This window comes from Sinorhizobium sp. GQ132 (genome assembly GCF_059758575.1).
Map to the genome: position 1 here is coordinate 677,913 of NZ_JCAXDX010000002.1, position 15,322 is coordinate 693,234.

A 15,322-nucleotide genomic window follows, 5' to 3' on the forward strand; every position below is an offset into this window, starting at 1 on the left:
TTGCGGCAGTAGAGCGGGATGAGGAGAAAAGTGTGCCGTTTTCCGCCCGCATCCCGCTCTAACTTCGTAGAGTCGATCACGTTCATGATGTTAGGTCGACCCGACCTGAATCATCGTGATCCAACGACTATTGGTACCGTGTCAGTCGCTCGACGTGGAAGCGGGAGTTTCGCCGCCGCCGGAGCCGCTATCCTGGCCACCGCTTGAGCCGCTATCCTGGCCGCCGCCGGAGCCGCTGTCCTGGCCGCCGCCGGAGCCTTCGCCGCCACCGGAGCCTTCGCCGCCGCCGGAACCGCTGTCCTGGCCACCGCCGGAACCGCTATCCTGTCCGCCGCCTGAGCCGCTGTCCTGACCGCCGCCGGAGCCGCTATCCTGACCGCCGCCGGAGCCGCTATCCTGTCCGCCGCCGGAACCGCTGTCCTGACCGCCGCCGGAACCGCTGTCCTGACCGCCGCCGGAGCCGCTGTCCTGGCCGCCGCCGGAGCCGGTATCCTGTCCGCCGCCGGAACCGCTGTCCTGACCGCCCCCGGAACCGCTATCCTGACCGCCGCCGGAACCGGTATCCTGACCGCCACCGGAGCCCGTCTCCTGACCTCCGGCTGGCGCGCTCCCGGCGTCGGCAACGACAAGGACGTCACCATGAGGACCGGCGAGCGCTGTACTCTGACGCAGTCCGTCATCGAACGACGCGAGTGAGGCAAATGGCGTGGCAACGACATAGGCGAGACCAAGCAATGAGCCGATGATAGTTTTTCCTGTTCTACGCATTGTCCTGCTTCCTTCCCTAAAGTTTAGGACATGTTTCGAACCTCAGCCTCCAGCGCGGCGCAGGATGGCACAGAAAGTGCTGCCTTACGCAAGAATATTATAACTGTCTGATCTTCAACAGAATATCCAGTTAAAGGCCTCGGGAGGTGCCCGAATTTTGCCACAAGATACAATCGACAGTATTAGGTACGAAGAAACAATACATCCGAACATCTGATTCGGCTCTGTTTCTTCTGTCGGTTATATTAACGATCCCTCTTTCACTCGGCGATTGTGCACGTGATTTGCTACAAGCCTCGGACCGCTGCCGTATGTAGAAATGGGCTGACGAGACAGGATGGAATCGGTGCCACAGACGGGAAGACGGGAAGTCGGTATTTCAAGGCACCCGTCTTTGCGGTGGCGCCGTCGCATGGAGGCCTATCCGGCAGGAAGATACGGCCGCTTCGATTCCCCCGCGAATATCCTCGGTTCTCGCCGAGTCCTCACGGGAGAACGCGGATGACTGTCTTTCCGGCGCGTCGCTCCGTAGAATTGAAGGTGGCGATCGCATCGTCCAGACTTGAAATCTTGCCGATGTTCGTCCGCAGTCTTCCGTCCCGGACGCGCTGAACGATCTCCGAGAGCTGGCCACGATCAGCCTCTACGACGAAGTCAACCACCAGGCCATCCACAGGTCGGACATCCGTCGGTCCGACGGCTGTCACAAGCGTTCCTCCGGCCCGGATCAGCGCTACGGACCGCCTCTGTACATCGCCGCCGATAACGTCGAATACCAGATCGACGCCGCCGACGTCTTCCAGGGTGTCGTTTTCAAGATCGACGAATTCATTTGCACCGAAGTCCAGAGCTCTCTGGCGGTCGGCGGCGCGTCCGGTGCCGATGACATAGGCGCCGGCTTCCCGCGCAAGCTGCGTCACGATCGAGCCGACGGCGCCAGCTGCGCCATGGGCGAGGACGCTCTGCCCCGCCTGCAGGCGGCCATGCTGAAACAGTCCCTGCCATGCGGTCAGGCCGGATATTGGCAGGCTTGCGCCCACCGTAAAGTCGACGTTGCCGGGCAATGGCGCGAGGTTGCGGGCCTCCATGGCGACGTACTCAGCGAGTGTGCCGTCGCGATACCAGTCCGACAGGCCGAACACCCGCTGGCCGATCGACAGCCCCGTGGTGCCATAGCCCAGCGCGGTGATCACACCGGCCAGCTCATGGCCGAGAACCGATGGCGTCCGGTCACGAAAGGCCCGATCCGTCCAGGTTGAAGGCCAATCCAGTTCGGTGTTGACGAACCCCGCCGCATGGACCTCAACGACGACGTCGTTTATGGCGGCCTGAGGCTCGGGTCGCTCCACCAGCTTCATTCCGGCTGTTCCCGCAGCCTGGTCGGTCACTACGATCGCTTTCATGGGAATTGTCTCCTCAGATATTTGTTGGCTTGGAAAAATTCAGGCGTGGAAGATGTTTTCGATCTCCCGCGCAACCCGTTACCGGCTTGACGCCTTTTCGAAGACCTTGCTGTCGAAATTGCTGTGTGATGTCGCGCGGCGAGCCCGGCTTATTTCGGGTTCAACCGCGCGGAGATTGCGACAGGACCGGGCTTAGACAGAGCCGGCCGGGGCAACGGCGGGAAAGTCCCGCTCGGGGTCGAACACGTTGTTGAAGAAGTTCGTCAGGGAGTACATGGCGACCAGCGCAACGATCTCGATGATGTTCGCATCGGTGTAGCCGACATCGCGGACGGCTTTCAGATCGGCCTCACCAACGTGTCCTCGGGCCTCGATGACTTTGCGCGCGAACTGGACTGCGGCGTCTCGTTTCGCGTCGCTTGCATGACCCTTCCGGGCGAGAATGATGTCATCCGCCGATAACTTTGCCATATGTTCCGCGGTGTAGCTGTGAACCGTCAGGCAATAATTGCAGCCATTCACCTCCGAGACGGCAAGGCCGATACTATCGCGCGTCCTCACATCGAGCGCCTTGCTGAGGGAGCCAAGCAGCGTGGCCCATGCGTTGAACGCGATCGGGCTCTGCGCGAAGGCCGCCATCATATTTGGGGTGAACCCGATGCTCTTCGTGAATGCATCGAGAGTCGGTTTCGATTCTGCCGGTACATGTTCGGGTTCCAGGGCAATAGTTCTAGACATCATACTCTCCATAAGTGACTGTTTGGGCTGCGAATTATGCAAAGGACAGGACGTCGGCCACCGGCAGGCGCGGCTTCTGCGGCCAGTTGCCGGTCCGCTCCGGCCCGACGGTCAGAAGCATGACCGGCACTTCGTCCTCGGTCAGGCCGAACTCGCGGTGCACGGCTTCCGCGTCGAACCCGATCATCGGCGTCGAACCCAGGCCGAGGGAGCGAGCTGCATAGATGATGGCCGCGGTGCCGAAGGTAGCGGAACGTACCGCCTCGTCGCGCTGCCGTTGGGGTTGACCGTCATACAGACCGCGAGCGGGGATTTCCCATTCCGGCACCAGGTGCGCTGGCATGATGCCGGCTTCCACTACCGGCGCCAGGCGCTCCGGGACGGTGCTGGCATCGGCCAACCTGCCGACGATGATGAAGGTAACGGCGGCGTCGGTGATTGCGGGCTGGTTCCAGGCGATCGGACGTAGCCGTGCCTTGGCGTCAGGCGTACGGACTGCGATAAACCGCCAGTTCTGCAGGTGGAACGATGTCGGCGCGGAGGTGCCGATCCGCACCAGGTCGCGGATCTCACCATCGCTCAGGGTGGCGGCTGGGTCGTAGTACTTGGCAGCACTACGGCTCAGAATGGTTTCGATGACGGCATTCGTCGGCGTTGGCTGCGCGTGCGAATGGGAAGGTTGGGGGATCTCGGTCCGTGCGTGGATTTCGGCGTCTGTGCCGGTTGCGGTTTCGGCGGTGATACTGATGCAGTTCATTGGATGGCTCCTTCATCAAGTGATGACGGAACCCAATTTACGAATGACGATGCAAACATCGAGACTGGATTGGCTCAATATAATGCGCGAAAGGATCAATCTAGCGCATATGAGCTAAGATCGTCCTGGGGCCTACGCGCCATTTTGCGCCAGTCGGCGCCATTCCCCCGGCGTCATCCCCATCTTTTCCGCAAACACCCGTCGAAATGCGGAAACGGATTGATATCCCACCGTCTCGGCCACGGCTTCAGTGCTTATCGCCGGCTTCTTGAGTTCGTTGGCGGCCAAACTCATGCGGAGATCGGTCAACAAATCGAGCGCGGAGCAACCTAGCCTGTCTTGAAAGTGCCGCATGAACGTGGCGCGTGACATGCCGCACAAATCCGCCAGATCAGGCAGTTTCCATGGATGGGCCGGATCGCCAAGCATGGCCGCAATGGCTGGAGCAAGTCGCGGATGGCCGGCCAGGGCCAACAAGCCTTCAGGGGCTTTCTCGGATTCGCTCGCCGCTCGCAGTACCAGTGTGAACAGGGCCGAAGAAAGGGCGTTGAGAACGGCGCGTCCTCCCGCTCGGTCGCCGGCAGACTCCATACGCATCAGCCTCACCAGACTGGCCAGTTGGTTGGAAGCGGAACCGATACCATCTTCTTCACGGCTGTCCGTGGCCCGCGCCACGAGATTTGTGGGGAGGTAGTTACGGATCAGTCGGTCATGAGGCGGCGCGATGAAAAATCGACCGCACAACAGATCGAGTTGCTCGCCCTGGCTATCGTTCTCGCTCAGCATCCATCCGGCAGACCTCCGGTGTTGCCGGGTATGGATAGGAGTTTGCCCGCTACCGTCGTGCAGTACATGCGCCGCACCATGAGGTAGCAGCACGATATCTCCGCTCACCAACTCCCTCGTCGTTTTCGTCTCCGGATCCTCGAAAATGGCCCGACCCTGGACGATGGCGTGGTAGGGGATTTCGTTCGCCGCAGCCCGGCTCCAGGCCACGCGCCATGGCGCACCGTAGGTACAGCGGACCTCGAGCTGACCGGTTACGGTGACGATTTGCAGGAGATGGCTCAACCAATCGACTTCAGACATTGGACCTCGAGACTTTCAGGAAATCGTCATGTGATTGAAACAGTCGCGGCAGACATCCTCGACCGGGATGATCGCCTTTCTGCCCATTCCGGCGCTTTCGCTAGACGATGGTGCCCATGTTTTTGCTATAAGCCTCCAGCCATTTGCTACATTGTAGCAATAGCACAGCAGGAACCGGCTAAAAACGCGTCAAACGAGAGCTAAGCGGACATGAAAGAAACAGCGCAAACCGCTGGTAAGCAAGATAAAAACAGGTACTTCAAGGCACCTGTCTTTGCCGTTGCGCCGATGATCGACTGGACCGATCGTCATTATCGGTTTTTCGCGCGCCTGCTCTCGAGGCATGCTTTGCTCTATACGGAAATGATCGTCGCGGATGCGATTCTGCGCGGCGACCGAGAAAAGCTGCTCGGCCACGATGCCTCTGAACATCCGGTCGCCCTGCAGCTCGGCGGCAGCGATCCGACGAAGATGGCGGAGGCGGCGCGGATCGCAGAAGGCTTCGGCTACGACGAGATCAACATGAATGTCGGCTGCCCGTCAGACCGGGTGCAATCCGGCACCTTCGGGGCTTGTCTGATGCAGGAGCCGGCGTTGGTCGCCGACTGCATCGCGGCGATGAAGGCGGCGGTCAAGATTCCGGTCACGGTCAAATGTCGTATCGGCGTCGACGATCAGGATCCGGAAGTCGCGCTTCGCGACCTCGTCCGGCGTGTCAAGGATGCCGGAACGGATGCCGTGTGGGTGCATGCGCGAAAGGCATGGCTCAAAGGGCTGAGCCCGAGAGAGAATCGCGAGGTTCCGCCGCTCGACTATGGCCTCGTACATCGCCTCAAGGCGGAAAATACGAATCTTTTCATTGGTCTCAATGGGGGTCTTCAAAAGCTGGATCAGGCGCTATCCCACCTCGATCCGCGGTCGCTGCCGACGGGAGGAGCCACCGGGACTGCGGCAGAGGCCGCATGCGGCGCTCCTCTCGACGGTGTGATGCTGGGCCGTGCGGCCTATCACGACAGCGGCCTGCTGACGGCCGCCGACGGCTATTTCGTCCACCCGCTGACGGGGGCCGCGCCCATGCCGATCGACCCCGACGGCTTTTCCGATCGTAACCATAATCTGTCGCTGGAATTCTGGTCCGGTATCCGCGATGCCATGGCGAACCATGCCGCTGCGCATATCGAGAATGGCGGCCGGCTGATCCACGTTACGCGGCACATGGTCGGGCTCTTCCAAGGCTGGCCCGGCGCGCGGCGCTATCGTCAGATACTCTCCGCCGACGCCACCCGCAAGGACGCCGGTCCGCAAGTCATCCACACAGCTTTCGACGCGGTGTTCGAGGCGGTAACGGCAAGGCAGGCGGCAGAGTAACGTGACTGCGCCGCAGTCTCCTTCGCCGGCGAGGGGAAGGCGGGCGGCAGGTGGGATGGGGTGCTCTCCAACGAAAAGCGGCGCCTCTTGCGAAGCGCCGCTCTTCACGCTTTGTCGAACGCCAGGCTTAGAGAGCCTGGAGGTTGACGGCCTTCGGGCCCTTGCCCATGCGATCCGGCTCCGTGTCGAAGCTGACCTCCTGGCCATCGTTCAATGTCGTGAGGCCTGCGGCCTGGACAGCGGTGATGTGGACGAAAACGTCCTTCGAACCGCCTTCCGGCGTGATGAAACCAAAACCCTTGTCCTGGTTGAAAAATTTGACGATGCCTTTGGTGGCCATGGAAGAAGTCCTTTTCCTTCAGTCTGTCTTTGCCGCAACCCTGCGCTTCAATATCACGCATCGGTTGCTTTAGGTAGTGTGTCCGCGCCCCCGGAAGGAAGCGAACGTGTCGTCTTCAGCGAAATGCGCTGAAAGGCGTCGAGTGGTCACGATATCGGGGAAAAGACGTCTACGATGCCGCTTGCGGCTGTCCCGGCGTCAAGCCAGGCTCAAAGCGAAAGTCCAGTCTCCGGGATTGAAAACGCCCGAACAGCAATAGAATTGGCAGTATTCCGCGAAAAAGGCAAGGGGAGTTCTTGTGGTCCCGCACCTGCGGACAATGCCTTATGCCGAAGCGCCCGCGTGACCTCGCGGTGCCGTGTGCCGTGGGGCAAATGTCGTGGATTGCCTCGTTTCGACCACAATTTCGTCGCGGCACTAGGTTGAGCCTGCACTCTCCCCGTGAGCCCCGCGGGCTTGCTGCTGCCGCGGCGAACCGGTAGGTCTGTACCGGAAACGAATATGCGAGTTGACGATGAGCAGGTGGCCGGCGTGATCGATCCCTATGCCCTCCTTGGAATTGAGCGCGACGCCGACGAGCGGGCGGTCCGGACGGCCTATCGCCGGGCGGTAAAGACCGCGCATCCCGACCGCGGCGGTGATGCCGAGCAGTTCGGCAAGCTGCAGGCGGCCTACGATCTCCTGAAGGATCCGGTGCGCCGCAAAGTCTACGATGACACCGGTTACGATCCCCAGCTCGCCGACCCGAAAGACCTCAAGGGCCTCATGATGCTGGAGACCCTCGTCAACGACTTCATACTCGATGAACGCGAGCCCGGCAGTTTCGATCCGGTGGCGGCGATGCGACGCAAGCTTTCCGACGACATCGTCAAAAACCGCTTCCACATTCTGGAACTGGAACGCCACCGCTCCCGCGTGCGCAAGCATCTCGACCGCATCGGCAGGCGGCCCGAGACAGACGTGCTCGGCTCCATGCTGCGCGCCCGCAGCCAGTCGATCGCCGAGGCGATCAGGAATGCAGAAGCCCAGATCGAGGCGATCGAGCAGGCCTACTCCATGCTGGAGGGGTATTCCTACGAGTTGGAAGCGGTGGAGGCGAAGGCGCGCGCGGCGGAGTAGAGCAGGTGCGGCCGTCGCTCCATGGCAGGGTGACCGCTCGTTGGAGCTGTGAAACGCGAAGCGCATAGCCTCAACAAGCCAGACGTTCTCCGCGACGCGCCGGGAGCGGGACTGGCCGTGCCGGCTATGAGAGCCGGCACGGCGCTCTCGTCATTTGCCATCGGCGCTGTCGAGCGCTCCTGCGGGCAATCCTTCAGGCGCCCGACCCGCCGTCATCGCGGTTATCGTCGTCCTGGTTAGTCCTGGTTACCTTTAAGGCCGCGATCTTGGCTGCCTTTGCCGTTGTCCTGGTTGCCGTTGTCCTGGTTGCCCTTGCCGTGGTCCTGGTTGCCCTTGCCGTGATCCTGGTTACCCTTGCCGTGATCCTGGTTACCCTTGCCGTGATCCTGGTTGCCCTTGCCATGGTCCTGGTTACCCTTGCCGGTGTCTTGGCCACCGCCGGGATCGCCACCACCGCCGCCGCCACCGCCACCGCCGCCGCCGCCACCGCCGCCGCCACCGCCGCCGCCACCGCCGCCGCCGCCACCGCCGCCGCCGCCGCCGCCGCCACCGTCATCGCCATTCAGGTTGCGAGGACCGCTGTCGGTGGAGGTCGTGGAAAATGAATTACCGATGGCCGCCGTGGAGAGGGGCGGGCATTGCTCTATTTGCCCGGCCGTGAGGATTTCCGCTCTGTTCTGAGCCATGCAGCAAGCTTCGTAATTGGCGTCCGTCAGAGGGCTGCACTGCTCGGCCATGAGCACGGGGCCCGTAAGGTTCTGGGCGTGCGCGGGAATCGTTGCCGAAGTTGAAAAACCGACTGACATAAGAGCCAGACCGGTGCTCGTAAGAAATACATCCAGGGTTTTCATATTTTCCTCCCTAAATTAGTGACAACTTAAATTCGTGTCGGGAAGGAAATGTTCCGTAAAAATTTAAGGGTATCGCGGCTATGTCGGGCTAATCATTTCGGGCTACCCATAAAAAATTGGGGTAGTGGCGGCGTCGTTGCACTCGTTCTGAAGTCGCTCTCGCAGCGACCGCTTTGGTTGATTCGATGTCTGGAAAGGCCTGGCAACGGCCCAGCGTCCGGCCCTTGATCCTGATAGGACTGGCTCAGCGTCCCGGACGCCCCGTCTTGCCCTTCGTCCGGCTCTTGCGCCGCTTTTCCTCCGCCGGCTCCTCGTAGGATCCTACGCCCGGCTTGGCGCGGGTGAGGGTCGGCTTTTCCGGTGCCGGTCCCGGTACCGGCTTCTCCGTGCGGCCGACGGTCATTTCGTCAAGGGTGTTTTTTCTGAAAAGCGACTGCCCCTCATCTGCCTTTCGGGCACCTTCTCCCCGGCCGCGGGAAGAGGGGATCGCCACGTCGCGGCCCATTTCATCGAGTTCGGGTTTGCGGAAGAGGGGACGTTCGGTGTCGGTCCCCGGGCCCATATTGTCGAGCGAGGGCTTCTGGAAGTAGGATTCTGTCTTTCCCTCCCCCTTGTGGGAAGGGTGGCCCGAAGGTCCGGGAGGGGTGTCGCCTTGCCCCTCCGCAGCCCTCCCCACAAGGGGGAGGGTGTCCGTTGTGCCGGGCACGCCCTTGCTGGCCCGCTTGCTGCTCTCCTGCGATTTCGCTTCCTCTCGCGCCATCGGGTCGTCCAGCACGGCCAGTTCGGCCGCCTTGAGGCGCTTGATCTCGTCGCGCAGGCGTGCGGCCTTTTCGAAGTCGAGGTCCGCGGCGGCGTCGCGCATCTGTTTTTCCAGTGCGTTGAGGTGCGCCTGCAGATTGTTGCCGACGAGGTGGCCGCCATCGGCAAAGCCCTTGCCGGCGACGCCGGAAATATCGGCGCGGACATGGTCGCGTTCGTAGACCGAATCGAGGATGTCGGAGATCTTCGCCTTGACCGATTCGGGCGTGATGCCGTGCTCGGCATTGTAGGCCATCTGTTTCTCGCGGCGGCGGCTGGTCTCCTCCATCGCCCGCTGCATCGAGCCGGTGATCGTGTCGGCATAGAGGATGACCTTGCCGTCGACGTTACGGGCGGCGCGGCCGATCGTCTGGATGAGCGACGTTTCCGAGCGCAGGAAGCCTTCCTTGTCGGCGTCGAGAATGGCGACGAAGCCGCATTCGGGAATATCGAGACCCTCGCGCAGGAGGTTGATGCCGACCAGCACGTCGAAGGCGCCGAGGCGCAGATCGCGGATGATCTCGATGCGCTCGAGCGTGTCGATGTCCGAATGCATGTAGCGCACCCGCACGCCCTGTTCGTGCAGATACTCGGTCAGGTCTTCGGCCATGCGCTTGGTGAGCACGGTGACGAGGGTGCGGTAGCCCGCGGCGGCGGTCTCGCGGATCTCGCCCAGCACGTCGTCCACCTGCGTTTTGGCGGAGCGCACCTCCACCGGCGGATCGATGAGGCCGGTCGGACGGATCACCTGTTCGGCGAAGACGCCGCCGGCCTGCTCCATCTCCCAGGCGCCGGGCGTTGCCGACACGGCGATGGTGTCGGGGCGCATTGCGTCCCATTCCTCGAAGCGCAGTGGCCGGTTGTCCATGCAGGAGGGCAGGCGGAACCCGTACTCGGCGAGCGTCGCCTTGCGGCGGAAGTCGCCGCGATACATGCCGCCGATCTGCGGAATGGTGACGTGACTCTCGTCGATGAAGATCAGCGCATCGTCCGGAATATATTCGAACAGCGTCGGCGGCGGCTCGCCCGGCCTGCGGCCGGTGAGGTAGCGCGAATAGTTCTCGATGCCCTGGCAGGAGCCGGTGGCCTCGAGCATCTCGATGTCGTAACGGGTGCGCTGCTCCAGCCGCTGCGCTTCCAGAAGGCGCCCGGCGCGTTCCAGTTCGGCGAGGCGCTGGCTCATTTCCTCCTTGATCGCCTTGATCGCGGCGTTCAGCGTCGGCCGCGGCGTCACATAGTGCGAATTGGCGTAGATCTTCACCGACTTGAGGTCACCGGTCTTCTGGCCGGTGAGCGGATCGAACTCGGTGATCGAGTCGATCTCGTCTCCGAACATCGACATGCGCCAGGCGGCATCCTCCAGGTGGGCGGGAAAGATCTCGATCGTGTCGCCGCGCACGCGGAAGGAGCCCCGCTGAAAGTCCATGTCGCGGCGCTTGTATTGCTGCGCGACCAGGTCGGCAAGCAACTGGCGCTGGTCGAGCCGGTCGCCGACGCTCATCTGGAAGGTCATTGCCGTATAGGTCTCGACCGAGCCGATACCGTAAATGCAGGAGACCGAGGCGACGATGATGACGTCGTCGCGTTCGAGCAGCGAACGCGTCGCCGAGTGGCGCATGCGGTCGATCTGCTCGTTGATCGACGATTCCTTCTCGATGTAGGTGTCCGAGCGCGGCACGTAGGCTTCCGGCTGGTAGTAGTCGTAATAGGAGACGAAATATTCGACCGCATTGTCCGGGAAGAAGTTCTTGAACTCGGAATAGAGCTGCGCGGCGAGCGTCTTGTTCGGAGCCAGAATGACGGCCGGGCGCTGCGTCGCCTCGATCACCTTGGCCATGGTGAAGGTTTTTCCTGACCCAGTGACGCCGAGGAGCACCTGATTGCGCTCGCCCGAGGTGAGCCCGTCGACCAGGTCCGCGATCGCCGTCGGCTGGTCTCCGGCCGGCTCGTAATCGGACTGCATGCGGATCGGGATGCCGCCTTCGGACTTTTCAGGCCGGGCCGGGCGGTGCGGCGTCCAGAGCTTGCCGTCCTTGAACAGCGGATTGCCGCTCTCGATGAGCTTGGCAAGCGCCTCGACGGTGGCGGTGACGCCCGAGCCGGAGGTGAGCTTGTCGGCATCCTCCAAGGCGACATCGAGGCCGGCCACGGGATTGAGCCCCGCGGCCGCACGCGTCTTCGGATCGGTCGTTCCGCCCATCGATGTGCCGCGGGCCGATTTCGACGCGGAGATCTCCACCTTCTTGCGATGCCTGCCGGCCTTGGACGCAACTTCGCGCCGGCTCTCGAAGGTGCTCGCTTCCGCTTCCGATTCGAGCTGCTTCACCCAGTCGGAGACATTGCCGGAAAGGGGCGTACCGGAAAGCGGCGCCTGCGGGGCTTCTTCGAACCCGCCGGGTGCCGACGATTTCTTCGGGGAATTCTTCGGTGATCTGGCCATGCCGGGAATATGGGCAGAGTCAGGTCGAAAGTGAAGGGGGAACGAGTACAAAAGGGAAACGGAAAACCGCGATCCTCCACTCGTTTCCCGGACCTCCGAGGCGACGGCTTAAACCGACGGTCGCATCGTTGCACCGGGAGCCGAAGGCACTTGCAACGCCGGCACTCGGCGGAGCATTCTCGGCCTGCGATTCGCGCTCTTCCCGAGGTTTCCATGCCATTTGCCATCAATCCTGCCTATGTCTGGCCGGTCATCCTGCTGCTCCTCTCCAACGTGTTCATGACCTTCGCCTGGTACGGCCACCTGAAGTTCACTTCGTCGCCGCTCTACATCGTCATCGTCGCAAGCTGGGGGATCGCCTTTTTCGAATATTGGCTGGCCGTGCCGGCGAACCGCATCGGACACTCTGTCTATTCGGCGGCGCAACTGAAGACGATGCAGGAGGTGATCACGCTCACCATTTTCGTCCTCTTCTCGATTTTCTGGCTGAAGGAACCGATCGGCTGGCATCAGTTCATCGGCTTCGCGCTGATCGCGCTCGGGGCGTCGTTCATCTTCAAGGGGTGAGACATCGCCACGAGCGGCATCTGCCCCCGTCAATCGAGAAGGTCGAAGGCGCGATACATCCATGTGAGCTGGTAAAGAACCGCGCCGACCAGAAAAGACGCATGGAAGCGCCGGTCGGGCGTGACCGCCGCGATGATGCAGAGCGCGATATAGGCGGCGTTGCGAAGCGGATATTCGATCCCGAAGGACTGGAAATAGGCCTTGCCCTTCAAGGCTGTGTCGATGAGGTCGACTGCGAATGCGATGGCGAGGAAGCCGAAGAACCAGGCGCGCCTGGACATGAAATAATGTTCATAGCCGCTGTACTCGTCGAGAGTCGTCGGAAAGAGGAAGACGCAGAGGAGGAAGAAGACGCAGCTATAGAGGATGACGAACAGGTAGACGCTGACGTCGATCACCGCCAGCGAGTGCAGATGATACTCCCACCACCAGAAATGGACGAGGAAGAAGAACATGAACAGCACCCAGCCGAGGTGTATCCAGTAGACCTTCGTCTTGCCCGGGTGCTGCACGAAAAGCGCAACGCCGCTGAGGAGCCGCGCAAGCGAGAGGCTGATCACCATGCCCATGACGACGCGTATGTGCGAAAAGATCGCCGGATCGGGCTGCACCTGCTCCATGAACTAGGCCCTTATTGCTCGGCCGGAACGGGCGTCGGCTTGCCGGTCGAGTCGAGCGCGACCATCACGAAGATGGCGTCGGTGACCTTTTCCATGACATGCGAGAGGTAACGCTGTGCCCATGCCTCGACCTTGAGCGTCATCGACGTCCGCCCGACCTTTACGATGTCGGTATAGATGCACAGTGTGTCGCCGATCTTCACCGGCATGGCGAAGGCCATTTCCTTTACCGCCGCAGTCACGACGCGGCCCCTGGCGCGCTCGGCGGCCCGGATGCCGCAGGAAAGGTCCATCTGCGCCATGACCCAGCCGCCGAAGATGTCGCCGGCGGCATTGGCGTCGCCGGGCATTGCGAGGGTGCGCAAGGTCAGTTCGCCATTCGGCTTGCTTGCTGCGTTCATGCGGCCTGTCTCCCTGTTGACGAACAAGGTTTAACGCACTGCCGTCAGGCGAGCAAAGAGGCGCCGGAACAATTCCACGCTGAAGAAGCAAAAGGCGGCACACGTGACGGTGTTATCGTTAATTTGATCACCCTCAAATCTAGTGAGCGTTTGTTAGGAGCTTTGCAAATAGCCGCTCATATTCTGCATGCCTCGAAATGGAGGCAGGGGATGAGAAGAATTCGAATTTCGGCGCGTCTTTACGCGCTGGTCGCGTTTGCGCTTTTGACGATGGCGGCGGCGCTGACCTTTGGGCTGATCCAGGCGCAGGACAAGCTGGTTGCCGAGCGCAAGGCCATGCTCGCGGCGATGAATGAGAACGCGATCAAGGTTTTCGACGCCTATCACGGCCAGGAAAAGGCCGGCACGCTGACGCGCGAGGAGGCGCAGGGCCGCGCACTGGAGGCGATCCGGGCGATGCGCTATCAGGACAGCGGTTATTTCTGGGTGAACGATATGCATCCGAAGATGGTGATGCATCCGATCAAGCCCGAACTCGACGGCGCCGACCTGACGCAGAACAAGGATCCCAACGGCAAGTTCCTGTTCGTGGAATTCGTCAAGACGGTTCAGGCGCACGGCAAGGGCTTCGTCGATTATTACTGGCCGAAGCCCGGCGCCGACCAGCCCGTGCTGAAATATTCGCACGTGGCCGGTTTCGAGCCCTGGGGATGGGTGGTCGGTACCGGTGTTTATGCCGACGACCTGGCCGCCATGTTCCGCGAGCGCGCCTGGCAGATGGCCGGCATTCTGGTCGCGGCAGCGCTCGCGATCCTCATGGCGGCACTGGCGATCGTGCGCAGCGTCGTTCGGCCTATCGAAAAGCTGAAGGTCTCGATGCGGGCGATCGCAGACGAGGACCTTTCCTCGGATGTTCCGGAAACCGATCGCGGCGACGAGATCGGGCAGATGGCAAAGGTGCTCGTCGTCCTGCGCGACTCCGTCAAGGACCGCCTCGAACTGCGATCGCGCGAGGCGGAGCAGCAGGACCGCCTGGACGCAGAACGGCGCGGCAACGAGGAGCGCCAGCGTGCGACTGCCGCAACCCAGGCCGAGGCGATGGAGACGCTCGGCGGCGCGCTCGAGCGGCTGGCAAACGGCGACCTCACCGCCGCGGTCGCCCGGATCGCGCCGGAATACGCCAAGCTCAAGGACGACTTCAACACGGCGGTCGCCGCGCTTCGCGACGTCATCGGCGCCATTTCCCAATCCACCGAAATCGTCCATGGCAGTGCCGCCGACATTTCAGAGGCCGCCAACAATCTTTCGCGTCGGACCGAACAGCAGGCGGCGGCACTTGAAGAGACGGCCGCAGCTCTTGACGAGATCACCTCCACCGTACGCCAGGCATCGGATCGTGCCCTGGAAGCGCGCGACATGGTCGACGAGACGAAGGCGAGCGCGGCGAAATCCGGTGGTATCGTGCGCAATGCGATCGATGCGATGGGGCGGATCGAAGCCTCGTCCAGCCGGATAAGCCAGATCATCGGCGTGATCGATGAGATCGCCTTCCAGACGAACCTGCTGGCGCTGAATGCAGGCGTCGAGGCGGCGCGGGCAGGGGAGGCCGGCCGCGGCTTCGCCGTGGTTGCCCAGGAGGTCCGCGAGCTTGCGCAACGCTCGGCCGGCGCAGCAAAGGAGATCAAGGAGCTGATAGGCACCTCGGTGAAGGAGGTCGGCGCCGGCGTCGAACTCGTCCGCTCGACGGGCGATGCGCTGATGGAGATCGAGGCTCTGGTCAACCGTGTCAACGAGCAGGTGGCCGCAATTGCGACCGCTGCTCGGGAACAGGCGACCGGACTGCAGGAGGTCAACACGGCCGTCAACAGCATGGACCAGATGACGCAGCAGAACGCCGCAATGGTCGAGGAGACGACCGCGGCAAGCCAGACGCTGGCGCAGGAAAGTCGCGAGCTGAAGGCGCTGCTCGAACAGTTCAGGCTCGGGGAACGGGGCGCACAGCCGGCCTTTGACAGGGCAGCCTGAGGCCTGTTGAGATCGTAACCGATCAGTGGACAAAACAT

The 15,322-nt window shown here is 62.1% G+C and carries 13 protein-coding genes and 1 pseudogene; 4 read left to right on the top strand and 10 right to left on the bottom strand.

All coding sequences use genetic code 11. The annotated features are described in order from the left end of the window. Positions 1–141: 141 nt before the first annotated feature. The 5 genes from AC6CIG_RS07320 to AC6CIG_RS07340 form a co-directional block, all read right to left on the bottom strand. Positions 142–768, bottom strand: a complete 627-nt coding sequence (locus tag AC6CIG_RS07320) for a hypothetical protein (RefSeq protein ID WP_437407618.1) — start codon at positions 766–768, stop codon at positions 142–144. 485 nt (positions 769–1,253) lie between these two features. Continuing rightward, the gene (locus tag AC6CIG_RS07325; protein WP_437407619.1) at positions 1,254–2,171 is read right to left on the bottom strand and encodes an NADP-dependent oxidoreductase; all 918 of its coding nucleotides are present in this window, start codon (positions 2,169–2,171) and stop codon (positions 1,254–1,256) included. A gap of 192 nt (positions 2,172–2,363) precedes the next feature. Further along, entirely contained in the window at positions 2,364–2,909 is a 546-nt protein-coding gene (locus AC6CIG_RS07330) for a carboxymuconolactone decarboxylase family protein (protein ID WP_437407620.1), read from the bottom strand. Positions 2,910–2,943: 34 nt separating this feature from the next. Then, positions 2,944–3,666 carry a nitroreductase family protein gene (locus tag AC6CIG_RS07335; protein ID WP_419183666.1) on the bottom strand — a complete coding sequence of 241 codons (723 nt, stop codon included), beginning with the start codon at positions 3,664–3,666 and terminating at the stop codon, positions 2,944–2,946. 132 nt (positions 3,667–3,798) lie between these two features. Further along, positions 3,799–4,755, bottom strand: a complete 957-nt coding sequence (locus AC6CIG_RS07340) for a cupin domain-containing protein (protein WP_437407621.1) — start codon at positions 4,753–4,755, stop codon at positions 3,799–3,801. Between the two features lie 210 nt (positions 4,756–4,965). Between AC6CIG_RS07340 and dusA the strand changes: the two genes are divergently transcribed. Beyond that, on the top strand, positions 4,966–6,123 hold the full coding sequence (dusA, locus tag AC6CIG_RS07345; protein WP_127712758.1) for a tRNA dihydrouridine(20/20a) synthase DusA: 1,158 nt from the start codon (positions 4,966–4,968) through the stop codon (positions 6,121–6,123). Between the two features lie 127 nt (positions 6,124–6,250). Here the strand turns inward: dusA and AC6CIG_RS07350 are convergent, their stop codons facing one another. After that, positions 6,251–6,463, bottom strand: coding sequence for a cold-shock protein (locus AC6CIG_RS07350; protein ID WP_003535347.1), 213 nt, complete (start codon positions 6,461–6,463; stop codon positions 6,251–6,253). Between the two features lie 501 nt (positions 6,464–6,964). Between AC6CIG_RS07350 and AC6CIG_RS07355 the strand changes: the two genes are divergently transcribed. After that, positions 6,965–7,582, top strand: a complete 618-nt coding sequence (locus AC6CIG_RS07355) for a J domain-containing protein (protein WP_018095192.1) — start codon at positions 6,965–6,967, stop codon at positions 7,580–7,582. 193 nt (positions 7,583–7,775) lie between these two features. Here AC6CIG_RS07355 and AC6CIG_RS07360 read toward each other — a convergent pair. Together AC6CIG_RS07360 and uvrB are read right to left on the bottom strand one after the other, a co-directional pair. Further along, positions 7,776–8,433: pseudogene (locus AC6CIG_RS07360) on the bottom strand (hypothetical protein). Positions 8,434–8,677: 244 nt separating this feature from the next. Continuing rightward, entirely contained in the window at positions 8,678–11,671 is a 2,994-nt protein-coding gene (gene uvrB / locus AC6CIG_RS07365; protein ID WP_498322572.1) for an excinuclease ABC subunit UvrB, read from the bottom strand. A gap of 213 nt (positions 11,672–11,884) precedes the next feature. On the opposite strand from uvrB, the gene AC6CIG_RS07370 reads away from it, so the two are divergent. Continuing rightward, positions 11,885–12,238 carry a DMT family protein gene (locus tag AC6CIG_RS07370; protein ID WP_018095189.1) on the top strand — a complete coding sequence of 118 codons (354 nt, stop codon included), beginning with the start codon at positions 11,885–11,887 and terminating at the stop codon, positions 12,236–12,238. Positions 12,239–12,267: 29 nt separating this feature from the next. Here AC6CIG_RS07370 and AC6CIG_RS07375 read toward each other — a convergent pair whose 3' ends face one another. Beyond that, positions 12,268–12,858 (bottom strand): hypothetical protein, encoded by a 591-nt coding sequence (locus AC6CIG_RS07375; RefSeq protein WP_018095188.1) that lies wholly within the window; start codon positions 12,856–12,858, stop codon positions 12,268–12,270. Between the two features lie 11 nt (positions 12,859–12,869). Next, complete coding sequence (locus tag AC6CIG_RS07380; protein WP_018095187.1) at positions 12,870–13,259, bottom strand: acyl-CoA thioesterase; 390 nt, start codon at positions 13,257–13,259, stop codon at positions 12,870–12,872. A 210-nt stretch (positions 13,260–13,469) separates the two neighbouring features. Between AC6CIG_RS07380 and AC6CIG_RS07385 the strand changes: the two genes are divergently transcribed. Next, on the top strand, positions 13,470–15,284 hold the full coding sequence (locus AC6CIG_RS07385; RefSeq protein ID WP_437407624.1) for a methyl-accepting chemotaxis protein: 1,815 nt from the start codon (positions 13,470–13,472) through the stop codon (positions 15,282–15,284). The last annotated feature ends 38 nt before the right edge of the window (positions 15,285–15,322 follow it).